This window comes from Carboxylicivirga taeanensis (assembly GCF_051851475.1).
Taxonomy (GTDB): domain Bacteria; phylum Bacteroidota; class Bacteroidia; order Bacteroidales; family Marinilabiliaceae; genus Carboxylicivirga; species Carboxylicivirga taeanensis.
In genome coordinates this window covers 128,985-147,961 of sequence record NZ_JBPUSJ010000007.1, presented here as the reverse complement: position 1 = coordinate 147,961, position 18,977 = coordinate 128,985, and the positions used below count along the sequence as shown (strand labels likewise).

Below are 18,977 nucleotides of genomic sequence, written 5' to 3'. Positions count from 1 at the left end.
AAACTATAAAATATGGATACAGGGATGAATTTAGAGGTGGAAGTACAAGAACTGTTGGTTAATGAGCAGTTTGGGAATTCTATTGCTTCCGAAGAGGAGGAAAAGGAAAGTACAGTCAAAAAGAAAAAAAAGAAGAAGCTATATGACACCAAGCAGGAGCCCCGAAAGGCTTTGAGTACCTTCTTCAGAAACCATTTTAAAATGCTGGTCAACCGAATGGCCATGGCTGATCGCAAAGCGATGATTATGGTTCGCATCAATACGACCATCATCTCCTTGCTCATTGTGTTTAACCAAAAGATGGGGGTGTATGTCGAAAACGGAAATGTCATTGCCATTATACTATTGATTGGCAGTGGTACTTCGTTGGTGTTGTCACTGCTTACGGCTAGTCCAATCGGAGCCTATGTACATCGCCTGTTTAAGTATCATCGCGAGATGAAACAAAAATACCCCAACTTTAAGCACAACAGTTTTATGATGATGAAACGCGTGGGGCTGGATGAGTATGAAAAATCAATGGATGCCGTGGTGCGTAATCAGGATTTACAAATAGGGAACCAGGTGCGTGCCTCTTTCATGCTTAGCCACTATACCCTATGCAAGTATCAGCTGCTACAGTGGTCTTATAATTTATTTCTGATTGCATTTTTCATCAGTATCGGCATATTAATTTACGGGCTTTTGTAGGTAGAGATATAAGTGAAATAGGTATGTAAATATTTGGTATATTGTGCTTTAATTGGCTGGTATTATGAATTATTTTTCCTTTAAGATAGTGGTTGTTGTCCTGTTATTTACATCCTGCACCCAAACGGGAAGCCAGGTGTGGAAGGTAGATAAACAGGCCAAGGTGGAGTATGACTATTCCAAGCCGGCCGCTGCGTGGCAACTTGATAATTCCATGCATGAAATATCGGGGCTCGGGTATGACGTGGAGTCGGGCAGCTTGCTTGCCGTTAACGATGAGAAAGGAAATATTTATCAGATCGATAAGCTGACAGGGGAGGTACACAAGCTTTTTGACTTCAGTAAAGGGGGCGATTACGAAGGTATAGTGCGGGTTGAACAGCAGGTTTTTGTCCTAAAGAGTAATGGAAAGTTATATCGTTACGATACCGATAAGGGCAAAACGGACGTAATCGATACGGATTTGTCGGCCGATAATGATGCGGAAGGCTTGTGTTACGAGCCCTCTACTCATAGTATTTTGGTGGCTTGTAAAGGCATCCCGCTAAATGAAAATAAAAGTGAAAAGGCCGTTTATCGGTACAGACTGGATACTAATACGTTTGACAGCGATCCGGCTTTGGTCATTCATCTGGAAGAGTTGGAACAAATGGCAATGGCTAATCAATTATCGGCTGAGCAAATATGGCGGCTCAGACGTTTTTCGCCGTCCGGCATCGCCATTCATCCTGGTACCGGTGCTTTTTATTTGCTCTCTGCCCGCGGCAGCCTGCTAATGGTTCTAAGTGCAGATAAGCGCATTCAGCACCTGGTTTTTTTAGATATGCTTGCTTTGCCACAGCCAGAAGGAATCACTTTTGATAATGCCTATCACCTGTATATCGCTTCAGAAGGAAAATCAGGGAAGGGCAAACTATTAAAATATAATGCAGCGCAATGATGAAGTGGTCGCTTTTTACCATACCAATGTGGCTTTTTTTGCTGGGAGGTTGTTCAACGGTGAAAAAGCCTTACTACAGTGCTGAACATCTTGAATGGGCTGAGCATTCTAACCCAAAGCCCGATACACCGTTGCGCACTATCTTTTTATTGGGGGATGCCGGCAAGTTGGATAATGAGGCAAATGGCTCAAACTATGTGCTGACAGCCGTAAAGCAGCAGTTAAGCACGCTTGAGTCGCCAACAGATTTGGTGTTTTTAGGAGATAATATTTATCCCTTAGGTCTGCCAGCTGAGAACCACGAAACCAGATCGCTGAGTGAGTTGATTTTGATGTCGCAGCTAAAGTTGAGTGAGGTTGTCAATGGCACGACCTATTTTATTCCCGGTAACCACGACTGGGAAAAAGGCAAAGTGGGGGGGCTGAAGCGGCTTAAGCAGCAAGAGAAAATGGTCGAAGCTTTTGATAGCGATGAACGAAACAGGGTGAAATTCTATCCGGGAAAGGGCTGTGGAGAGCCCAAGGTGGTGAAGGTAAGCAAGGATTTGGTATATGTATTTATCGATTCGCAGTGGTGGCTGCACAACTGGGATAATGAGAAGAAAATTAATCAGGGTTGCGATATCCAAACCAGGGGAGATTTTCTGGTTTGGATGGAAGAAGTTTTTATGAATTATAAAAACGATGAGGTGTTGGTGTTTATGCATCACCCACTAAAAAGCAATGGAAAGCATGGCGGGCATTTTTCCTTTCATCACCACCTGTTTCCGCTTCGCGAGTTGAATCACCACCTGTGGATTCCATTACCCATCATTGGTTCGGTCTATCCAGTATACCGGCAAACAACGGGTTCGGTGCAGGATGTAAGCAATCATCTGTATCAGAGTTTTATTAATGGAATAACCAAGGCTGCTGAAAAATGGGAGGTGAATGTGACCTTTATATCGGGGCATGAGCACAACCTGCAATACTTCGATGATAAGGAAATCAAACAGGTGATAAGTGGTTCAGCCAGTAAGGTGACTTATGCTGCGGCGGGTGGCGAGGTCAGCTATGCGCGTGAGGCCAGAGGCTATGCAAAAATTGATTTTTATGAGAAGTCAGAAGCATGGATTGAGTTCTATACCGTCAGTGGATTTGGTGCCGAACCCGTACTGGAATACAGGCGACAGATGCGCCAGCCCAAAGTGGGTGCGTTGAAGCAAAACAGGGTGTGTCCGCCTTTCACAGGGCGTGATACAACGGTTGCTGTCAATGCAGCATTTGAAGGTAGTGGGTTTATGAAGTTGTGGCTAGGAGAGCAGTACCGCGAAATGTGGGCTACCAATGTTCATATGCCATTGATTGATTTGCAGACCAAACATGGCGGCTTAACGCCCGTAAAGAAAGGCGGAGGTATGTCATCCAATTCCTTACGGCTCAAAAAAGCGGATGGTAAGCAATATATTCTGCGCTCAATAAAGAAAGATTACACCCGCTTGCTCGATGATGAATATGCTAACCTGAAGGTGCTAAATATTTTGAAGGATCAAAATTCAGCCAGTCACCCATTTGGAGCGCTCATAATTCCGTCCCTTTCGGAGGCAGCCGGTATTTATTCAACCCAGCCAGAGATGGTGTACCTTAAGCATCAGCCATGCCTGGGCGATTACAATGCTGTTTTTTCTGAAGAACCCTATTTATTGGAACAACGCCCCGATGGCGATTGGAAAGATGCTGCCTATTTTGGCTTTTCTGAAGAAATTATAGGGTATACCGATTTGCTGGAGGTGTTACGCGAAAAGAAAAGCCATTTTGTAGATCAGCCATGGGTGCTGAAATCACGCTTATTCGACTTGTGGATACACGATTGGGACCGGCATGATGACCAGTGGCGATGGGCTTCGTTTGAGCAGGATGACCGCACGATTTACCGGCCCATCCCGCGGGATCGCGACCAGGCCTTTTATAAGTTTGAGGGCATTATACCGGTTTACGTCTCTACCTTTTTAATGAAAAAGCTAAAAACCATGAAGGGCGATGTGCGCGATGTGAAGCACCTGGCCTTTAATGCTCGCCATTTCGATCGGCACTTTTTAAATGAACTGGAATGGGAGACATGGGCGCAGACCATTCAGCAGCTACAGACTCAGTTAACTGATGAGGTGATTGAAGCCGCTTTAATGGATTTGCCAGAGGAAGTGCGGGAACATAACCAGGAACTGGTGCAACTGCTGAAGGAAAGAAGAGAAAACTTGCTGGGCATAGGACGTAAGTTGTACGATTATATCAGTAAGGAAGTGGAGGTGGTGGCTACCGATAACGATGATCGTTTTGAGGTGTTTCGCTTTGAGGATGGCCGCATTGAGGTCACACATTATGTGTTGCGCAACACGAAGGGCGATTTGCTTAAGTACCATCGGGTATTTCATCCGGATGAAACGCAGGAAGTAAGACTGTATGGGCTCCGCGGGAAGGATGAATTTACGGTTATGGGCGCTGCCAACGAACACATAAAATTGCGCATTATCGGAGGTGAGGATGCTGATGTGATCGTTAATAAATCAGGGGGGGAAGCGCTTTGGGCTTACGATAACATGGATGGGGCGCAACTAATGGGCGAAGGGATTAAGGATAAAACATCGAGTGATTTAGCCATTAATGAGTACGACCGGGAGGGCTTTAGGTACAATGCCAGCCTGCCTTTATTAAATGGTGGATACACGCACGATGATGGCGTTTGGCTGGGCTTGCAGCACAGCTGGACAAAGCATGGGTGGCGCAAAGAGCCCTACCGCTCCAAACAAAAAATGTCAGCCATTGTAGCGCCCGGCAGTCAGGATGCTTTTATCATAAGCTACGCAGGTCATTTTCCGGAGCTATTGGGGAATCTGCATTTCTACCCGTTTGTGAATGTGGATTATCCGAGTATCGAGAACTATTTTGGTTATGGAAATGAATCGGTCAACCAGAACCTTCGGAAGCAGTATAACTGGGTGCGCAAGCGGGCCATTACAGTGGAACCTCTGGTGAGTTTGAAAAGCCGCAATCAATATACTTGTTTTAGGTTTGGGCCCACCTTTGAATCGGTGCGCATCGAAAACACAGAGGGACGTGTTGCTCAGGATCCGGAGCTGGGTTTCTCCGATGAGGAGTTGAAGCGTCACACCTTTGTTGGGGCTAAAGCGCACTACCTTATTAACTATGTCGATAACGAAATAAGGCCGGGCAATGGTATTCGGTTTAATGCCATGGTAACCTATCAAAACGATGTGACACAGGCCGGTGACCTGTGGAGCTTCGGAACCAGTCTGCAAACCTACCTGACAGTTATGAATCATCCACAGGTGGTGTTGGCTAATAATGTTGGCTATCGGTCCATTAACGGGAGTGCACAGTTTTATCAATACCCCAGTTTGGGTAACAAAAGCAACTTGCGGGGCTATCGAAATAACCGTTTCAGAGGGGAGAAAGCCATCTTCGAAAATCTGGATGTAAGGCTGCGGTTCGCCGAATGGAATAACCGCTATCTACCTATGGATATAGGTGTGTTGGGTGGTTTAGATATCGGACGGGTGTGGCTCCATGGCGAGCATTCCAATACCTGGCACCACAGCCAAACTGTTGGGCTTTGGATGGATGTGCTGGGGCAGTTTATTTTGCAGCCCTATTATTCCTATTCTAAAGAGGGGCACTACTTTAGTTTTAACATGGCATTTAATTTTTAAGCAATATTGGTCAGACCGTATTTATCCCTTATTTTCACGTTGGATTAAAACCCTGACATGAACCTAAAAGATACAATACGTGCTAAGTTCCCAATACTGATGGAGGCGGCTCTGTTGGGTGAGATGGAACGCTACTGCACCACCAAAACGCTGGAAGCAGGCAATAACTTTATTGAAATTGGCGACGATGTGGTAGCCATGCCGCTCTTAATCGAAGGTGTGATAAAGGTTGTGCGCGAAGATAATGATGGGAACGAATTACTGCTCTACTATTTAAATGGTGGAGATACTTGTGCATCAACACTTTCGTGTTGTATGGAAAGGGCCAGAAGTGAGGTGCGGGCCACTGTGCTCGAAACGGTGACAGCCATCATGGTGCCCATTAACTGCATGGATGACTGGATGAAGAAGTATGCCGGTTGGCGCAGTTTTATTATGCAGTCCTACCGAATGCGCTTTGAGGAGCTGCTGCAAACCATCGATAACATCGCCTTTAAAAAAATGGATGAGCGCTTAATTGATTACCTTACACAGTTGTCAGAAGAGCGTAATACGCTTGTTTTGTTGGGCACGCACCAGGAAATTGCCGACGATTTACACACGTCACGTGAGGTTATTTCAAGGCTGTTGAAGCAGCTTGAGAAATTGGGCAAGATCAGCTTGTCGAGGAATAAAATTGAGATTGTGGATTTGAGCTAGTTAATAGTTTACAGTTCTGTGTTTAGAGTTTCGGGTTCTCTGTTTTGAGTTGAAGGATCAAATCAGACGAGCCGCCGGTTCCATTATGGATAATATTGCCGAAGGGTTTGACAGATGAGGGAGTAAGGAGTTTAAATTGTTTTTGTCCTACTCGAAAGGTTCTGCAGGAGAAGTAAAATCTCAATTATACCGAGCCCTTGATAATGGTTATATAAGTCAAGAGGTATTTGATAAGTTATATAGTCAACTGGATAATGTTGGCGGTAAATTAACGAATCTGATAAAGTACCTCTCGTCAACCCAATACAAAGGCAGTATATACAAATAAGCCACAACTCAAAACTCACAACTACACCATATTTCTTAAAAATCCTAAATTTCCTCGCTTATGTGACAATAGGCACAAAGTACCTTTTTTGATGACATTAGTTTTGCCGCCATAAACAGATAGCAAACAAAAAACAATAAATAGTCATCAATATGGAAAAGATTGTAATTATCGGAGGAGTTGCTGCCGGTGCTACCGCAGCGGCAAAGGCGAGACGCTTATCGCCCAATGCACAAATCACGATGCTGGAGGCCGGACCCGATGTTTCATTTGCCAATTGTGGATTACCCTATTATATTGCCGGCGATATCGACAGCCGCTCCAAGTTAATCTTACAAAGCCCCGAGAGCTTTAAGGAACAGTACGATGTTGATGTTTACATTCATACATTGGTTACATCTATCGATAAAGAAGCGCACGTGGTTCATACACTGGATACACGCGACGGAACCAAAAAACAATATGCCTATACAAAACTGATTCTGGCCCAGGGTGGCCGTCCCGTTCAACCCGATCTGCCGGGTGCCGATAACGACCACGTGTTCAGCTTGTGGACCCTTGGGGACATGGACAAAATAGATAATTACCTGAAGCAGGAAGCGCCAAAAACAGCGGTTGTTGTAGGAGGTGGATTTATTGGTTTGGAGATGGTGGAAGCCCTCGTTAAGCGTGGCTTAAAAGTGCATGTGGTGGAGAAGATGTCACACGTTATGTCGCTGATGGATGCCGAAGCAGCTGGTTTTATCACCCGCGAGCTCAAGGAGTATGGCGTAGGTGTGCATACCGAAACCGGTGTGGTGAAAATCAATGGTGATTCAGTAGAGCTGGATAATGGACAAACATTGGAGGCCGACATGGTGCTGCTATCCATTGGTGTGCGCCCAACTCTACAGCTGGCTATTGATGCCGGCTTAAAAATAGGCGAAGCAGGCGGCTTATTGGTGGATGAATACCTGCAAACATCCGATCCGGATATTTATGCCGGGGGTGATATGGTGGAGATTGAGCACCGGGTGAGCGGGAAGAAGGTACGTATTCCATTGGCCGGACCGGCTAACCGTCAGGGGCGCATCGCTGCCGAAAATGCGTTGGGTGGCAAACATGCCTACAAAGGTTCCATTGGTACATCGGTGGTGCGCGTGTTCGAAGCAGTGGCAGGTATCACCGGCATGTCGCTCAAACAGGCTAAAGCGGCCGGTATCGATGCCGATGCAGTGGTGGTTCATAAAGAGCACCATACCTCGTACTATCCGGGAGCCGAAACCGTATCTGTGATGGTGGTTTATGATCGCCAGACAGGTGTGGTACTGGGTGGACAAACAGCAGGCTACAAAGGAGCTGATAAACGACTGGATGTGCTGGCAACAGCGGCAGCAGCCAAAATTAAGGTAAGCGAGATTGCCGATATGGACTTTGCTTATTCGCCGCCTATCGGTACGGCTAACGATGCCATGAACATGGCCGCTTATGCAGCCGAAAATAAGATCTCGGGCTATAGCCCAAGTCTGCTGGTGTCTGAGTTGGATGCGTTTATCGAAAATAAAGAGCGTTTGGTGGTATTGGATGTGCGCGATGTATTTGCCTTCCAGAAGAGCAGCCTCAAAGGCGCTCATCACCTGCCCCTAGAAATGCTGTCGCAGAACTTGCAGGCTATTCCAAAAGATGTGGCCATTTTGGTATACGATGAGATTGGTAAAAAGGGGCATCAGGCTTTACGCACCTTAAAGGGAGCTGGTTTTGATGAGGTGTATAATATTTCGGGTGGACATACCTCGTTACAGCGTCATGCCATGGCGGTTGGCTTTGAGAATTTTGAAGTAACACTGTTACCGCTCCAAAAGAGAAGCATTGACAGTAAAGAGGAAGTTGTGGAGGTGGAAAGCAACCAGAAGGTGAGTCGCGATGAGATGGAACGCCTGGTAGTGGATGTGCGCACGCCTGGTGAATTTATGACCGGCGCTTTCCCAAATGCCGTTAATATACCATTAGACGACATCATGTCGGGTAAATGTGAACTGGGTAATACCAAGCGTGAAATCATCGTCTACTGTGCTTCGGGAGCCCGCTCGGCCTATGCCATGCAGGTACTACAGCAGCGTGGTTATACCAATGTGAAAAACGGGGGTGGTATCGCCGCCATGATGTCACATGCTTAAAGAGATTATCTGCTAAAAACCAAAACCGGCCACCAGTGTTTATCTAATGCTGGTGGTTCTGCTATGCTGGTTGGGCGGTTGTTTTTTTAATAGTAGTGTAATACGAAATATGAAGTTTTGACATCATGTAAATCAATCTCACTACTCACATCTCATTAAAATACAACTGGCTAAAAAAACTAACAAACTATTAAATACCAATAACAACATGGGGCTATTTGATTTTTTATTTGGAAAAAGAAAACAGGAAGTATTGGAGGCACTTGAGCGCGGAGCTCGCATTATTGACGTGCGAACCGCTCAGGAATTTAAATATGGAAATATTGATGGCTCAATGAACATTCCATTGGAGCGTTTGAACGAAACAGCCATTAAAAAGCTTAAAAAGATGAACGCACCTTTGGTATTGTGTTGTGCTTCGGGTATGCGCAGTGCTTCGGCTAAAGGCATGCTGCTGCAAAATGGCATTGCAGAGGTACACAACGCCGGGGGCTGGCATAAGCTCGATCGCTGGTTGAACAGCTAAGGCATAAAGTCTCCACTATTTGATGTTAGGTGCGCTGGTGCCATAATCAAGTTAACGGGCTTAAAAATATTTTGAATAATGGGTTAGGTTTAAAAGGTGGTGGTCTGTTTGGGGCTATCACCTTTTTAGGATAACTCACAGGTTTACTAACGATCTGTGCTCTATGGCCTTCATTAATAATTATCTTTGTTGTGCAAGTTACTAACTTAAATCAATTGATATGTTATTATTATGGGCAATGCCGGGTGGACCAGAATGGATTATAATTCTAATGGTTGCATTCTTAGTCTTTATTATGCCACTATTAGCTTTGATAAGTGTTTTAAAGAATAATTTTGAAGGCAGTAATAAGGTTGTTTGGGTTTTGGTTATACTATTAATCCCATTCTTGGGCTCAATCTTATATTTTATGATTGGGAGAAAGCAACGAATTATTTCGTAAAGATTTAAGTACAATTAGATTTATTACAAGAAAGAGGCCGCCCTTTTTGGACAGCCTCTTTATATCTAGAGTTGAATTTATTTGCTTATAGTCCGCAAACATCCGCTCCTTGTTCAAATACAATGTCGCGGGGGATACCAGCCTTTGCAATGCGGTCAAGGTCGGCCTGCAAAGCCGGACGGATAGTGCCCATCTCAGCGAGCATTTGCTTAGCCTTTTCGTAGTTGCCATCACCTTGCATCACTAATATGTCGGCCGACAGCTTGTTCATGGCTTCCGTCATCTTATCGAAATCAACGGTGTAGTGGCCGCTTGCTTCATCGTAGCTAAAGGCACCCTGCTCCTGGAAATAGTTGAAACGCATCATGTTGGCTTTACCGTGGGCGCTCGCAGCACCAAAGCGTACTGAGCGGAAAATGCCAGCCATAAATGTCACGTAGTTGTCCATCAGGTCTTTATTGGGCAGTTCACCCATTTCAGCCAGTTTAGTCACCATGTAGAGTCCCAGAATATCAGCCTTGGCCTCTTCGATCGACGAAGCGGTTTCTTTCATGGCTTCGCGCACACTCTGCGAGCCATCCAATGTCATTTTGATACCCAGACCATGTGCTACCTCGTGGAACATGGTGTTTTCGAAGAAGGCGTCGAACTTAACGTGTTGCTGCTGCTCAGGAGCAATCACCACTTTGCTGATTGGCACTAAAATATTATCGAACTTCGCACGCATTGAGTTTTTCAGCTGTAACTTACGGCTGCCTTTTTCAATGTGCACCTGAGGGTCGTTAGGCAGGTTGATGGCAATAGTTTTACTGCCTGAGTTGCAGTCGCCTGCATAGTATAATGCATCATAAGCGCCCAGGTCACTGTCGGTACCAGGTACTTCTTTCTTGTATTCGGCCTCAACCGGCAGGGATTCTTGCAGCTTTGGCAGCAAGGCGGCAAAGCGCGTGAGTTTGTCCGACCACTCTTTATCCTTAATCAGGATGTAGGCCTCGAAGGCGGCTTTGCTGCCGTAAAGGGCATCCTCATAGGTTTCAATAGGACCAACTACAAAGTCAATGGTGTTGGTTTTCATATCCATCCAGGCCATATCGCTTGGCTGATAATCGTTGCTCAACAAAGCATCGGCACGCAAGGTCAGGTAAGTTTTCAGGCCTTCGTCTTCGGCCAACGCAGCTGCTTTTCTTAGTAAATCAGCTACTTTGGTTAATTCGGTTTTATAAGCTTCGCTGTAAGGAACCGCTTCCAGGTCACCTTTTTCATTGCGCTCAATGATGGTGTATAAATCCGATTTCTTAGGGTGATCAAAGGCCTCAAACTCCTCTTTGGTCATGTCTGCAGGATAAAACTGTGCGCCTTTGGGCTTTTCGCCAATGCCTTCAATAAACGATTGGTTGTTGTTTAAACGCTCCCAAGGGCCATAGTTAATCAGCATAAATTTCTTCACGTACTCATCTGATGTGTTAGCTAAAAGCTCATTTTTATCGCCCCAGGATTGTTTCCAAAACAGGTCATCCATTATCTGAGCAGCTTCAAACAGCAGCGGTAACATCTGTTTCTCCTGTTCGCTTAACACCGATAAATCAGTGGTGAGCTTAAATGGAATAAACTCTTCCACTTTGTCTTTGATATTTGGGTCAGAACTGGTGTAAGTTACTTTTGGCTGGCAAGCTACCAGCCCTGCAAGAGCCACTAATGGCAATAATAACTTTTTCATAGAGGTTTTATTTGAATGAAACATTCCGTTAGGTCAGTGAAAATACAAATATTGCCATTGGCTGACAAGGATAATGCTCATCATATTTGTTGTGCCCATTGGTTAGTAAGTATAAGGCAATGGGCTGTCGCATTCAGCGGTACCTGCTTAAACTTTCGAATTGGCATAAATGATTTTTCATACGAGCTCTTGCAAAAGAAACGAAAGCTCATTGTGTTTCTCTTTCTTTTGCATTTCTCTGCTTTATTAACTTATTTTAACGGCTCAAAAAATATCCTATCCAGGTAATGCCAGATACACCAGATACCGAATTGATGAAGGCTTTGGCCCGCGATGAGTCCAAGGCTTTTGAAGCATTGTACCTCAGGTATGGACGCAGGCTTTTAGAGTTTGCCAACCATTATATGCCCTCCAAAGACGATGCTGAAGAGGTGGTGCAAACGGTGTTTATCAAGTTGTGGCACAGGCGTCGTGAGCTTAAGCTCAACGAGTCGGTGAAAGGCTATATTTTTACCATTGCCTATAACGAGATACGAAAAGCATTCATCAGACGAAAGCGCGAGAATGAGTTAATGCAGTCCTATGTACAGGAGAATGGGCTCAATGCTGCGGATGAAAATTATGAGATAGATTACACAGCATTAGCCCGGCAGGTGGACACCATTGTTGAGCAGATGCCTCATAAGCGCAAAATGGTTTATCTGCTTTGTAAAAAGGAAGGGTTGACTGTTAGTGAGGTGGCCGCTCATCTTAATATCTCAGAAAAAACGGTAAAGAACCAACTGACGGCGGCCTATCGCCATATACGTGAGCAGATGAAGGGCGGCTTACCTGTGGTCCTTTTTCTGGCGTTGTTTCAGTAAAGCTGTGTCGTGGATTTGTCTATCGGTAAGGCCTGTTTTGTCAGTTTGCAGGTGAATGATACATTTTTAATCAAAAGAAATTAAATAATAATAGGACCTTTTATTTTCCGACGGATAATAGAAGTAAAAGTACCGTGTAATTTATGATGCAGTTTGAACAAATCATAGCTAAGCTAAAGAACAGAGTACCTCTTTCTGAAGGTGACTACCGGATGCTTTATGAGTATCTGCAAGGCGAAGAGCAGGAGCAGGAGTTTAAGCAGGCGCTGGCCAATCACTGGGAGGACGTGTGTAATAGCGAGGATTTGGAGCTTACCGAACCTGATGATTTATATTATAAAATATTCTATAAGGCACAAGCGCAGGACAAACCGTCTAATGTATCGACGAGAAGCATAGGCTGGTGGGTGCAGCGCATTGCTGCTATATTATTGCTGCCGCTACTGGTGGTAACTGCGCTTTACATTCATAGGCAGCAGCCACAAGCCCTGGCTGATAACCGCCTGACTATTGAGTCGCCTGCAGAAAGTAAAACCAGGTTTTTTCTGCCCGATGGCTCATCGGGATGGCTGCAGGCCGGTTCTGTTTTGCAGTTTTCGCAAGCTGCAGGAAGACGGGAAGTTGCTCTAAAAGGGAAGGCTTTCTTTGAAGTGGCTAAAGATGAAAGCAACCCGTTTATTGTATCAACCAATCATTTTAAAGTTAAAGTACTGGGTACCCGTTTTAATGTGGAGGCCTTCGAAGCTGAAGCAGTGTCGCGCGTATTTTTGGAGGAAGGCAGTGTAGAGATGCTGGGGAGTAATAATGAGCACCAGACCTTGCTGAAGCCCGGACAGGAATATGCCTATTACAGATCAGAAGGCACCTTTAAGGTAAAGCATTCAAGTGCTGACGAGCAAACAGCCTGGATAGAAGGTGTGCTGGTATTGAAGAACGAGCCCCTGCTGGATGCAGCCAAAAAGCTGGAGCAGTTTTATAATGTAGACATCGAGATAAAGGACAAAGAACTGGAGTTGTTGCCTGTTTATGCAAAAATAGAGAATGAGCGGCTGGAGGAGGTACTCGAGTTAACCCGGATGATTTTACCAATAGCATATAAGATTGAGCGGCCAAAACAACTGAGCGATGGTTCGTTCACAAAAAGAAAGGTGGTGATTACTAGTAATCAGTAACTATATAAAAGAAAACAGGAAAGTGGTGGCACACAATCCTGTTTAGAGTGCAGAGTGTTCAAAGCGTTATTTTTTAGAACCCTACAAACAATACAAATTTATGAAAAAAAAACAAAAACCATGGGTATGGGCTCTTCATACCCATAAACGAGTATTGCGGATTATGAAAGCAATTGTTGTTCTATTATTAGTCGGTATCGTTCAGGCCTGGTCGGCAAGTGGCTACTCGCAAGAGAAACAGGTAAACCTGAAGTTCAATAATGTAAAGCTTATTCAAGTAATCAGTGCATTGGAGGAGCAGTCTGACTACAAGTTCTTTTTCAGCCCTCAAAGCATGGATGTGAATCAAACCGTCAGCATCGATGCTAAAAATGAAAATATTGAGGATGTGTTGGATGAGCTCTTTGGGCAGAGCAATGTGACCTATCGTATTATTGATAACCAGGTGATTTTAACCACCAAAACAGTAAGCATACAAACGCCGGTTCAACAGGAGTTTAGTGTCAAAGGTACGGTGGTTGATGTAAATGGCGAACCTTTGCCGGGCGTTAATGTGTACGAGAAATCGAGTCCAACCAATGGCGTTATTACTGGTATTGATGGCACTTATTCAATTAAGGTTAGTTCACCTGATGCGATATTAACTTTTTCATACATTGGCTTTGTACCGCAGGAAGTAAATGCCGCAAATCGCACCAACATTGGTATTACCTTAGTTGAGGAGTTTACTGATTTAGATGAAGTGGTAGTAGTGGGTTATGGTTCTCAAAAGAAAGTGAATCTGACCGGTGCTGTATCAGCGGTAAAAATGGAAGAAGTATTGGGAGATCGTCCTGTTACCGGGTTAGGTGCTATCTTGCAAGGTTCAGTACCCGGATTTACAACTTCTTCATCGGCAATACCAGGAGGTGGAAATAATTTTAATGTCCGGGGTTTGGAATCTATTAATGGTGGAGCACCTCTTGTTTTAGTTGACAATGTTGTATATAATGACTTATACCTGATTAATCCTGATGATATTGAGAGTATTTCAGTTTTGAAAGATGCATCATCAGCAGCTATTTATGGGGCTCGAGCATCCTTTGGTGTTATTTTAATAACAACTAAAAAGGGGAAACGAAACGAAAACCTTTCTATTAGTTATAATAATAACTTTGCGATATCAAGTGTTAACAGCCTTCCTGAATTAGCTTCACCTTCTGATATGATTCGGACACTCAAAGATGGTGAATATTCATCCATTTGGTCAGGACAGAATATTGACACTTATGTCGATCTGTTGGAAGATTATCAAAATAATCAGGCAGCCTATCCATTGGGATGGACAGAAGCCAACGGGACTAAGTACTTTTTGAAGCAAACTGATGTAATGGGGGATATGTTTGAACCATCGTGGAAGCAAACGCACAATATTTCTGTACATGGAGGAAGCGAAAAAATTGATTACCGCATTTCTTTGGGCTATTCCGACGAAGATGGAATTTTGGTTACAAATAAGGATGCGTTTAGGAGAACCAACGTCTCAACATATGTGAGCGGTGATATAACAGATTGGTTAACAACTTCTCTGGATGTTAAGTACAATACAGGGAATAAGAAATATCCATTTTTAGATGGAAGTAGTGAATTAAGAATATGGAAAACCAACCTCCCCTCTTATCACCCGGATGGCACGTTGCCGTATGGAACTGATGGGGAAGAGTACTTAGTGATGACACCGTCTAACGTGATTAAACAAGTTGATATCTCAGAAAGAGTGACGGATAATACACGTATTTTTTCAAGAACAGAGCTAAAACCCCTTAAAGGCTTAAAGGCGATATTCGAATACTCATATCAAATGGGCTTAACCGATTACCAGGATTATGCTAATTATTTTGAGGTTCACCAGGGATTGGCCGAAAGCATTAAACCATCAACTAAGACTAATCCGTTTTCAACATCGAGAGCTACAACAAAATATTCAACCATCAATGCCTTTGTTAATTACGAAAAAACATTTGGTGAGTCACATAATTTATCAGGTGTATTAGGGTATAACCAGGAGTATAATGATTACCGTTTCTTACAATCGAGGGCATTCAATATGATTAATAATGAGTTGCCTTCGTTGAGTGGTACAAATGGCCTCACACCACCTGAGACGACTGATGATTATAATGAATATGCGCTTAGAGGTGGCTTTTTCAGACTTAATTACAATTATGCAGAGAAGTACTTCCTAGAATTTAATGGTCGCTATGATTTGTCTTCTAAATTTCCTACGGATTATCGTGGCGGTTTCTTTCCTTCTGTATCCGCGGCTTGGAACATAGCAAGAGAATCATTTATGGAGCCCATGGAAAAAGTTATTTCTATGTTAAAGTTAAGAGGCTCGTATGGAACACTAGGTAACCAAAATATTGGCAACTATGGGTTTTTGCCAACATTTCCGGTTGTGAATGGTAACTGGATTTACAATGGGCTGGTTCCGCAAACCATGGGAGGTTTACCAATGGTACGTGCCAACTACACCTGGGAAGAGGTTAGTACTATTAACGGAGGTATCGATTTCGGCATTCTGAATAACCGACTGAATGGTTCATTTGATATTTATCGCCGAAATACACTCGGTATGCTTGGACCAGCCGAAGAATTGCCAGCTGTAGCTGGAGCAGCAGCACCCAAACAAAATGCAGCTGATATGAAGACCAATGGGTGGGAGTTGTCTCTTAAATGGAAGGATAATATTGGAACAGTAAGATACGATATTGGATTTAATATCTATGATTCACGTTCGGTAATTACAAGGTACAAAAATGAGACTAAGTTGCTATCAGCCTCCTATTACGAAGGAAAAGAAATAGGTGAGATATGGGGCTATGTTACTGACGGTTTTTATACTGAAAATGACTTTGATGCAAACGGTGCTTTAAACAGTGATGTGGTAAGTATAAACGGGGTAACATCTCACGAGGGGGATATTAAGTATAAAAATTTAATGGATGACGAAAATAGCGAAAACAGGATAGATACAGGAGATAATACAGTGGATAATCCCGGCGACCGAAAAATTATCGGGAATAGTCGTCCTCGTTACCAGTATGGCGTAAATGGTTCAATGAACTGGAAGAACTTAGGGTTATCCTTTATTTTACAGGGAGTTGGTAAGCGTGATGCTTGGATTGGTGGTAATATTATATTTCCTATGTCTGACCAATATGGAACTGTTTATGCCGATCAGATTGGTAAAATCTGGACACCGGAAAATAAGGAAAATGCCTATTACGGGCGTATCTACGAGAACGCAGGCAGTTCGCAAGGATCAAATCAACGGGTGTCTGATAAGTTCTTAAGTAACGCTGCTTATCTACGTGTTAAAAATATTACGGTTAGCTATAGTATTCCTCAAAACATCCTCAACAGGATTCATTTAAAAAATGCCAAAGTTTTCTTTAGTGGAGAGAACTTATTCACATTCGACCACCTTCCGCAGGGTATTGATCCGGAGAACCTGACATGGACATATCCGCAATACAGAACTTTCTCGTTTGGTGTAAATTTAAACTTATAAAACCATGAAATTCATTAAGTATATATTTCTTATAGCAATAGTAACATCGGTTGGGTGTAACGATGATTTTCTGGAGTACTCGCCTAAAACATCGGTGAGTGAAAAAACAGCTTTTGTTACTTACGATAATTTTAAAACATACGCGTGGGGCATGTATGGTATTTTTGCGAATACCTCAATGCGGCAATACGCAGAATCGCATGCCTCTGGAGATGTTTTGGCTAACTACTTGTACAAGAGTTCTGGTGCTAATGTTCAGAATAACCATTGGCAGTGGAATAATATTAGTTCTACCACAAATACAGATAATGCCTGGAATTTTGATTATATGCGTAAAGTGAATCTCATGCTACGTAATATTGATGGTTCACAAATGAGTGAAATCGATAAAAAGCACTGGCGATCAGTTGGTCTGTTCTTTCGTTCGTATCGTTATTATGACTTATTGGCTCGCTATGGCGATGTACCCTGGTTAGAAGATGTGGTGGAGGATGATGACCTGGAGATTCTGTATGGGAAAAGAACCCCTCGTAATGAGGTAGCAAGTAATATTTTACGCGATCTTAAATATGCTGAGGAGAATATAAAGGAAAACGGTGAAGGGCCCAATTCCAATACGATAAACAGAAATGTTGTAAGGGCACTTTTGTCTCGTTTCTCTCTATTTGAAGGTACTTGGCGGAAATACCATTCGCTCTCCGATGCCGAAGTTTATTTAAATGAGTGCGAGCGTGTGTCAAAACTTTTAATCGGAGCTTATCCTTCAATCGCCAACAACTATGTTGATATCTGGTCATCAGATGACTTATCTAAAGTTCCGGGTATTATTTTGTACAAAGAGTGTAAGGAAGATTTAGAAATGTCAGGACTTCCACGTATGGAAAGAGGAGGAAGTCAGAAGGTGTCGTTGCATGCTCGTACGGTAGGTCGTTATTTGTGCCAGGATGGAAAGCCTATTGGAACAAGTTCCTTATATGAAGGAAGCGGAGTTGCTGCCACTGTTAATGATGAATTTAAAAATCGCGACCACCGTTTGTATTGGCGTTGCATTCCTCCATATAAAACCAATAAAGGTAATGCTGTACCTGTTACCGATCAAAACAAAGACTCATGGTGGACTGAAGGAATGGATCCAAAAGATCGTTACTATATTGATTATATGAACAGTATTAACGATGCCAATCATCAGTTTCCATTACACACTTGGCAGCCACAGTTTTTGTCAAGGGTGCCTATGATTCAAACTTCTTCTCATTCGTGGGGACCGATGCGTAATTATGGAGGCTACTATTTTTATATGTATTACAATACATATAATGAGGCGAATATCCAGGCCGGAGCAAGGTTTGCTGTATCGGACTTTCCAATTTTCCATATTGAAGAGGTTCTGCTGAACTATGCAGAGGTTACTTACGAGTTGGGTAAATTTGATCAAGCGGTGGCCGATTTGACTATTAACAAGTTACGGACTCGTGCTAATGTAGCCCCAATGAATGTGGGTGAAATAAATGCTTCTTTTGATCCTGACAGAGACCCGGTTGTGGAGCCAATTGCTTGGGAAATACGTAGAGAGCGAATGGTAGAGTTACTAGGTGAAGGGTTCGGTTTTTATGATATCAGACGCTGGAACAGAGGTGAATATTACATGAATCAGCGCCCATTGGGTGTGCGTGTTGCGGAATCAGAAAGAGAAGATTATTTTGGGAGCGCATCTATTTTTGTAACCAGTGGAGATGTTAATCCAGCAGCTTCTGTATCGGCCAATGATGTTGGTCGTGTGGTCTGTGTTGGTGATTTTGTTAGTCAGGGGAAAGGATGGAAGGAGTATTATAACCTTAATCCAATACCTAAGACTCAATTGATTCTAAATGAAGAGTTGAAACAAAATCCTGGTTGGGAGTAGAATAATCAAAGTATATTTTAGAGAATTAATGCTATGTGCTGATTGTTAGTTGGTCAGGTCGCTATAATGTATATTCTTTATAAATTTATTTATCAAGAATATACATCGAACGAATGCACTTGTTAACATTCAGCACTGCATTAATTAATACTGGTTAGTTACATTTTAAAATGTAGATTATCTTAATATGTTGCCGTTTTTCTGGTACGCTAATATAAAGTAACTGTCCGATGATAAGATTTATCCAGTTATTCAATAGAAGCTATGCGCTAATGTTCCAA

General features: G+C 43.3%; 12 protein-coding genes and 1 pseudogene. 12 read left to right on the top strand and 1 reads right to left on the bottom strand.

From position 1 onward, the window contains the following. The first annotated feature begins 12 nt into the window (after positions 1 to 12). The 8 genes and pseudogenes from ACSX1H_RS12335 (at position 13) to ACSX1H_RS12300 (ending at position 9,488) form a co-directional block, all read left to right on the top strand. A complete protein-coding gene (locus ACSX1H_RS12335; RefSeq protein WP_439184338.1) occupies positions 13 to 690 on the top strand; it encodes a Pycsar system effector family protein in 678 nt (225 codons plus the stop codon). A 64-nt stretch (positions 691 to 754) separates the two neighbouring features. After that, positions 755 to 1,630: an SdiA-regulated domain-containing protein gene (locus ACSX1H_RS12330; protein WP_439184337.1), complete on the top strand. Its 876-nt coding sequence runs from the start codon at positions 755 to 757 to the stop codon at positions 1,628 to 1,630. Then, entirely contained in the window at positions 1,627 to 5,337 is a 3,711-nt protein-coding gene (locus tag ACSX1H_RS12325) for a metallophosphoesterase (RefSeq protein WP_439184336.1), read from the top strand. Before ACSX1H_RS12330 ends, ACSX1H_RS12325 begins: the two co-directional genes overlap by 4 nt. A 57-nt stretch (positions 5,338 to 5,394) precedes the next feature. After that, entirely contained in the window at positions 5,395 to 6,036 is a 642-nt protein-coding gene (locus ACSX1H_RS12320; RefSeq protein WP_439184334.1) for a Crp/Fnr family transcriptional regulator, read from the top strand. A 49-nt stretch (positions 6,037 to 6,085) separates the two neighbouring features. After that, positions 6,086 to 6,364 (top strand): annotated as a pseudogene (locus ACSX1H_RS12315) (four helix bundle protein). 152 nt (positions 6,365 to 6,516) lie between these two features. Continuing rightward, positions 6,517 to 8,520, top strand: a complete 2,004-nt coding sequence (locus ACSX1H_RS12310; RefSeq protein ID WP_439184333.1) for an FAD-dependent oxidoreductase — start codon at positions 6,517 to 6,519, stop codon at positions 8,518 to 8,520. A gap of 208 nt (positions 8,521 to 8,728) precedes the next feature. Continuing rightward, entirely contained in the window at positions 8,729 to 9,046 is a 318-nt protein-coding gene (locus tag ACSX1H_RS12305) for a rhodanese-like domain-containing protein (RefSeq protein ID WP_439184331.1), read from the top strand. A gap of 220 nt (positions 9,047 to 9,266) precedes the next feature. Continuing rightward, a complete protein-coding gene (locus tag ACSX1H_RS12300; protein ID WP_439184330.1) occupies positions 9,267 to 9,488 on the top strand; it encodes a PLDc N-terminal domain-containing protein in 222 nt (73 codons plus the stop codon). 85 nt (positions 9,489 to 9,573) lie between these two features. Here ACSX1H_RS12300 and ACSX1H_RS12295 read toward each other — a convergent pair whose 3' ends face one another. Further along, entirely contained in the window at positions 9,574 to 11,205 is a 1,632-nt protein-coding gene (locus ACSX1H_RS12295; protein WP_439184329.1) for a dipeptidyl-peptidase 3 family protein, read from the bottom strand. Between the two features lie 287 nt (positions 11,206 to 11,492). Here ACSX1H_RS12295 and ACSX1H_RS12290 point away from each other — a divergent pair, with 287 nt between their 5' ends. The 4 genes from ACSX1H_RS12290 to ACSX1H_RS12275 all read left to right on the top strand — a co-directional run bounded on the left by ACSX1H_RS12290 (position 11,493) and on the right by ACSX1H_RS12275 (position 18,696). Then, positions 11,493 to 12,068 (top strand): RNA polymerase sigma factor, encoded by a 576-nt coding sequence (locus ACSX1H_RS12290; RefSeq protein ID WP_439184327.1) that lies wholly within the window; start codon positions 11,493 to 11,495, stop codon positions 12,066 to 12,068. Positions 12,069 to 12,211: 143 nt separating this feature from the next. After that, complete coding sequence (locus tag ACSX1H_RS12285; RefSeq protein WP_439184325.1) at positions 12,212 to 13,240, top strand: FecR family protein; 1,029 nt, start codon at positions 12,212 to 12,214, stop codon at positions 13,238 to 13,240. A 100-nt stretch (positions 13,241 to 13,340) separates the two neighbouring features. Beyond that, positions 13,341 to 16,793 (top strand): TonB-dependent receptor, encoded by a 3,453-nt coding sequence (locus ACSX1H_RS12280; RefSeq protein WP_439184323.1) that lies wholly within the window; start codon positions 13,341 to 13,343, stop codon positions 16,791 to 16,793. Between the two features lie 4 nt (positions 16,794 to 16,797). Next, positions 16,798 to 18,696, top strand: a complete 1,899-nt coding sequence (locus ACSX1H_RS12275; RefSeq protein WP_439184322.1) for a RagB/SusD family nutrient uptake outer membrane protein — start codon at positions 16,798 to 16,800, stop codon at positions 18,694 to 18,696. The last annotated feature ends 281 nt before the right edge of the window (positions 18,697 to 18,977 follow it).

Coding starts and splice junctions, on each gene's coding strand:
- ACSX1H_RS12335 (WP_439184338.1), top strand. CDS start 13: ATGGATACAGGGATGAATTTAGAGGTGGAAGTACAAGAACTGTTGGTT.
- ACSX1H_RS12330 (WP_439184337.1), top strand. CDS start 755: ATGAATTATTTTTCCTTTAAGATAGTGGTTGTTGTCCTGTTATTTACA.
- ACSX1H_RS12325 (WP_439184336.1), top strand. CDS start 1,627: ATGATGAAGTGGTCGCTTTTTACCATACCAATGTGGCTTTTTTTGCTG.
- ACSX1H_RS12320 (WP_439184334.1), top strand. CDS start 5,395: ATGAACCTAAAAGATACAATACGTGCTAAGTTCCCAATACTGATGGAG.
- ACSX1H_RS12310 (WP_439184333.1), top strand. CDS start 6,517: ATGGAAAAGATTGTAATTATCGGAGGAGTTGCTGCCGGTGCTACCGCA.
- ACSX1H_RS12305 (WP_439184331.1), top strand. CDS start 8,729: ATGGGGCTATTTGATTTTTTATTTGGAAAAAGAAAACAGGAAGTATTG.
- ACSX1H_RS12300 (WP_439184330.1), top strand. CDS start 9,267: ATGTTATTATTATGGGCAATGCCGGGTGGACCAGAATGGATTATAATT.
- ACSX1H_RS12295 (WP_439184329.1), bottom strand. CDS start 11,205: ATGAAAAAGTTATTATTGCCATTAGTGGCTCTTGCAGGGCTGGTAGCT.
- ACSX1H_RS12290 (WP_439184327.1), top strand. CDS start 11,493: ATGCCAGATACACCAGATACCGAATTGATGAAGGCTTTGGCCCGCGAT.
- ACSX1H_RS12285 (WP_439184325.1), top strand. CDS start 12,212: ATGATGCAGTTTGAACAAATCATAGCTAAGCTAAAGAACAGAGTACCT.
- ACSX1H_RS12280 (WP_439184323.1), top strand. CDS start 13,341: ATGAAAAAAAAACAAAAACCATGGGTATGGGCTCTTCATACCCATAAA.
- ACSX1H_RS12275 (WP_439184322.1), top strand. CDS start 16,798: ATGAAATTCATTAAGTATATATTTCTTATAGCAATAGTAACATCGGTT.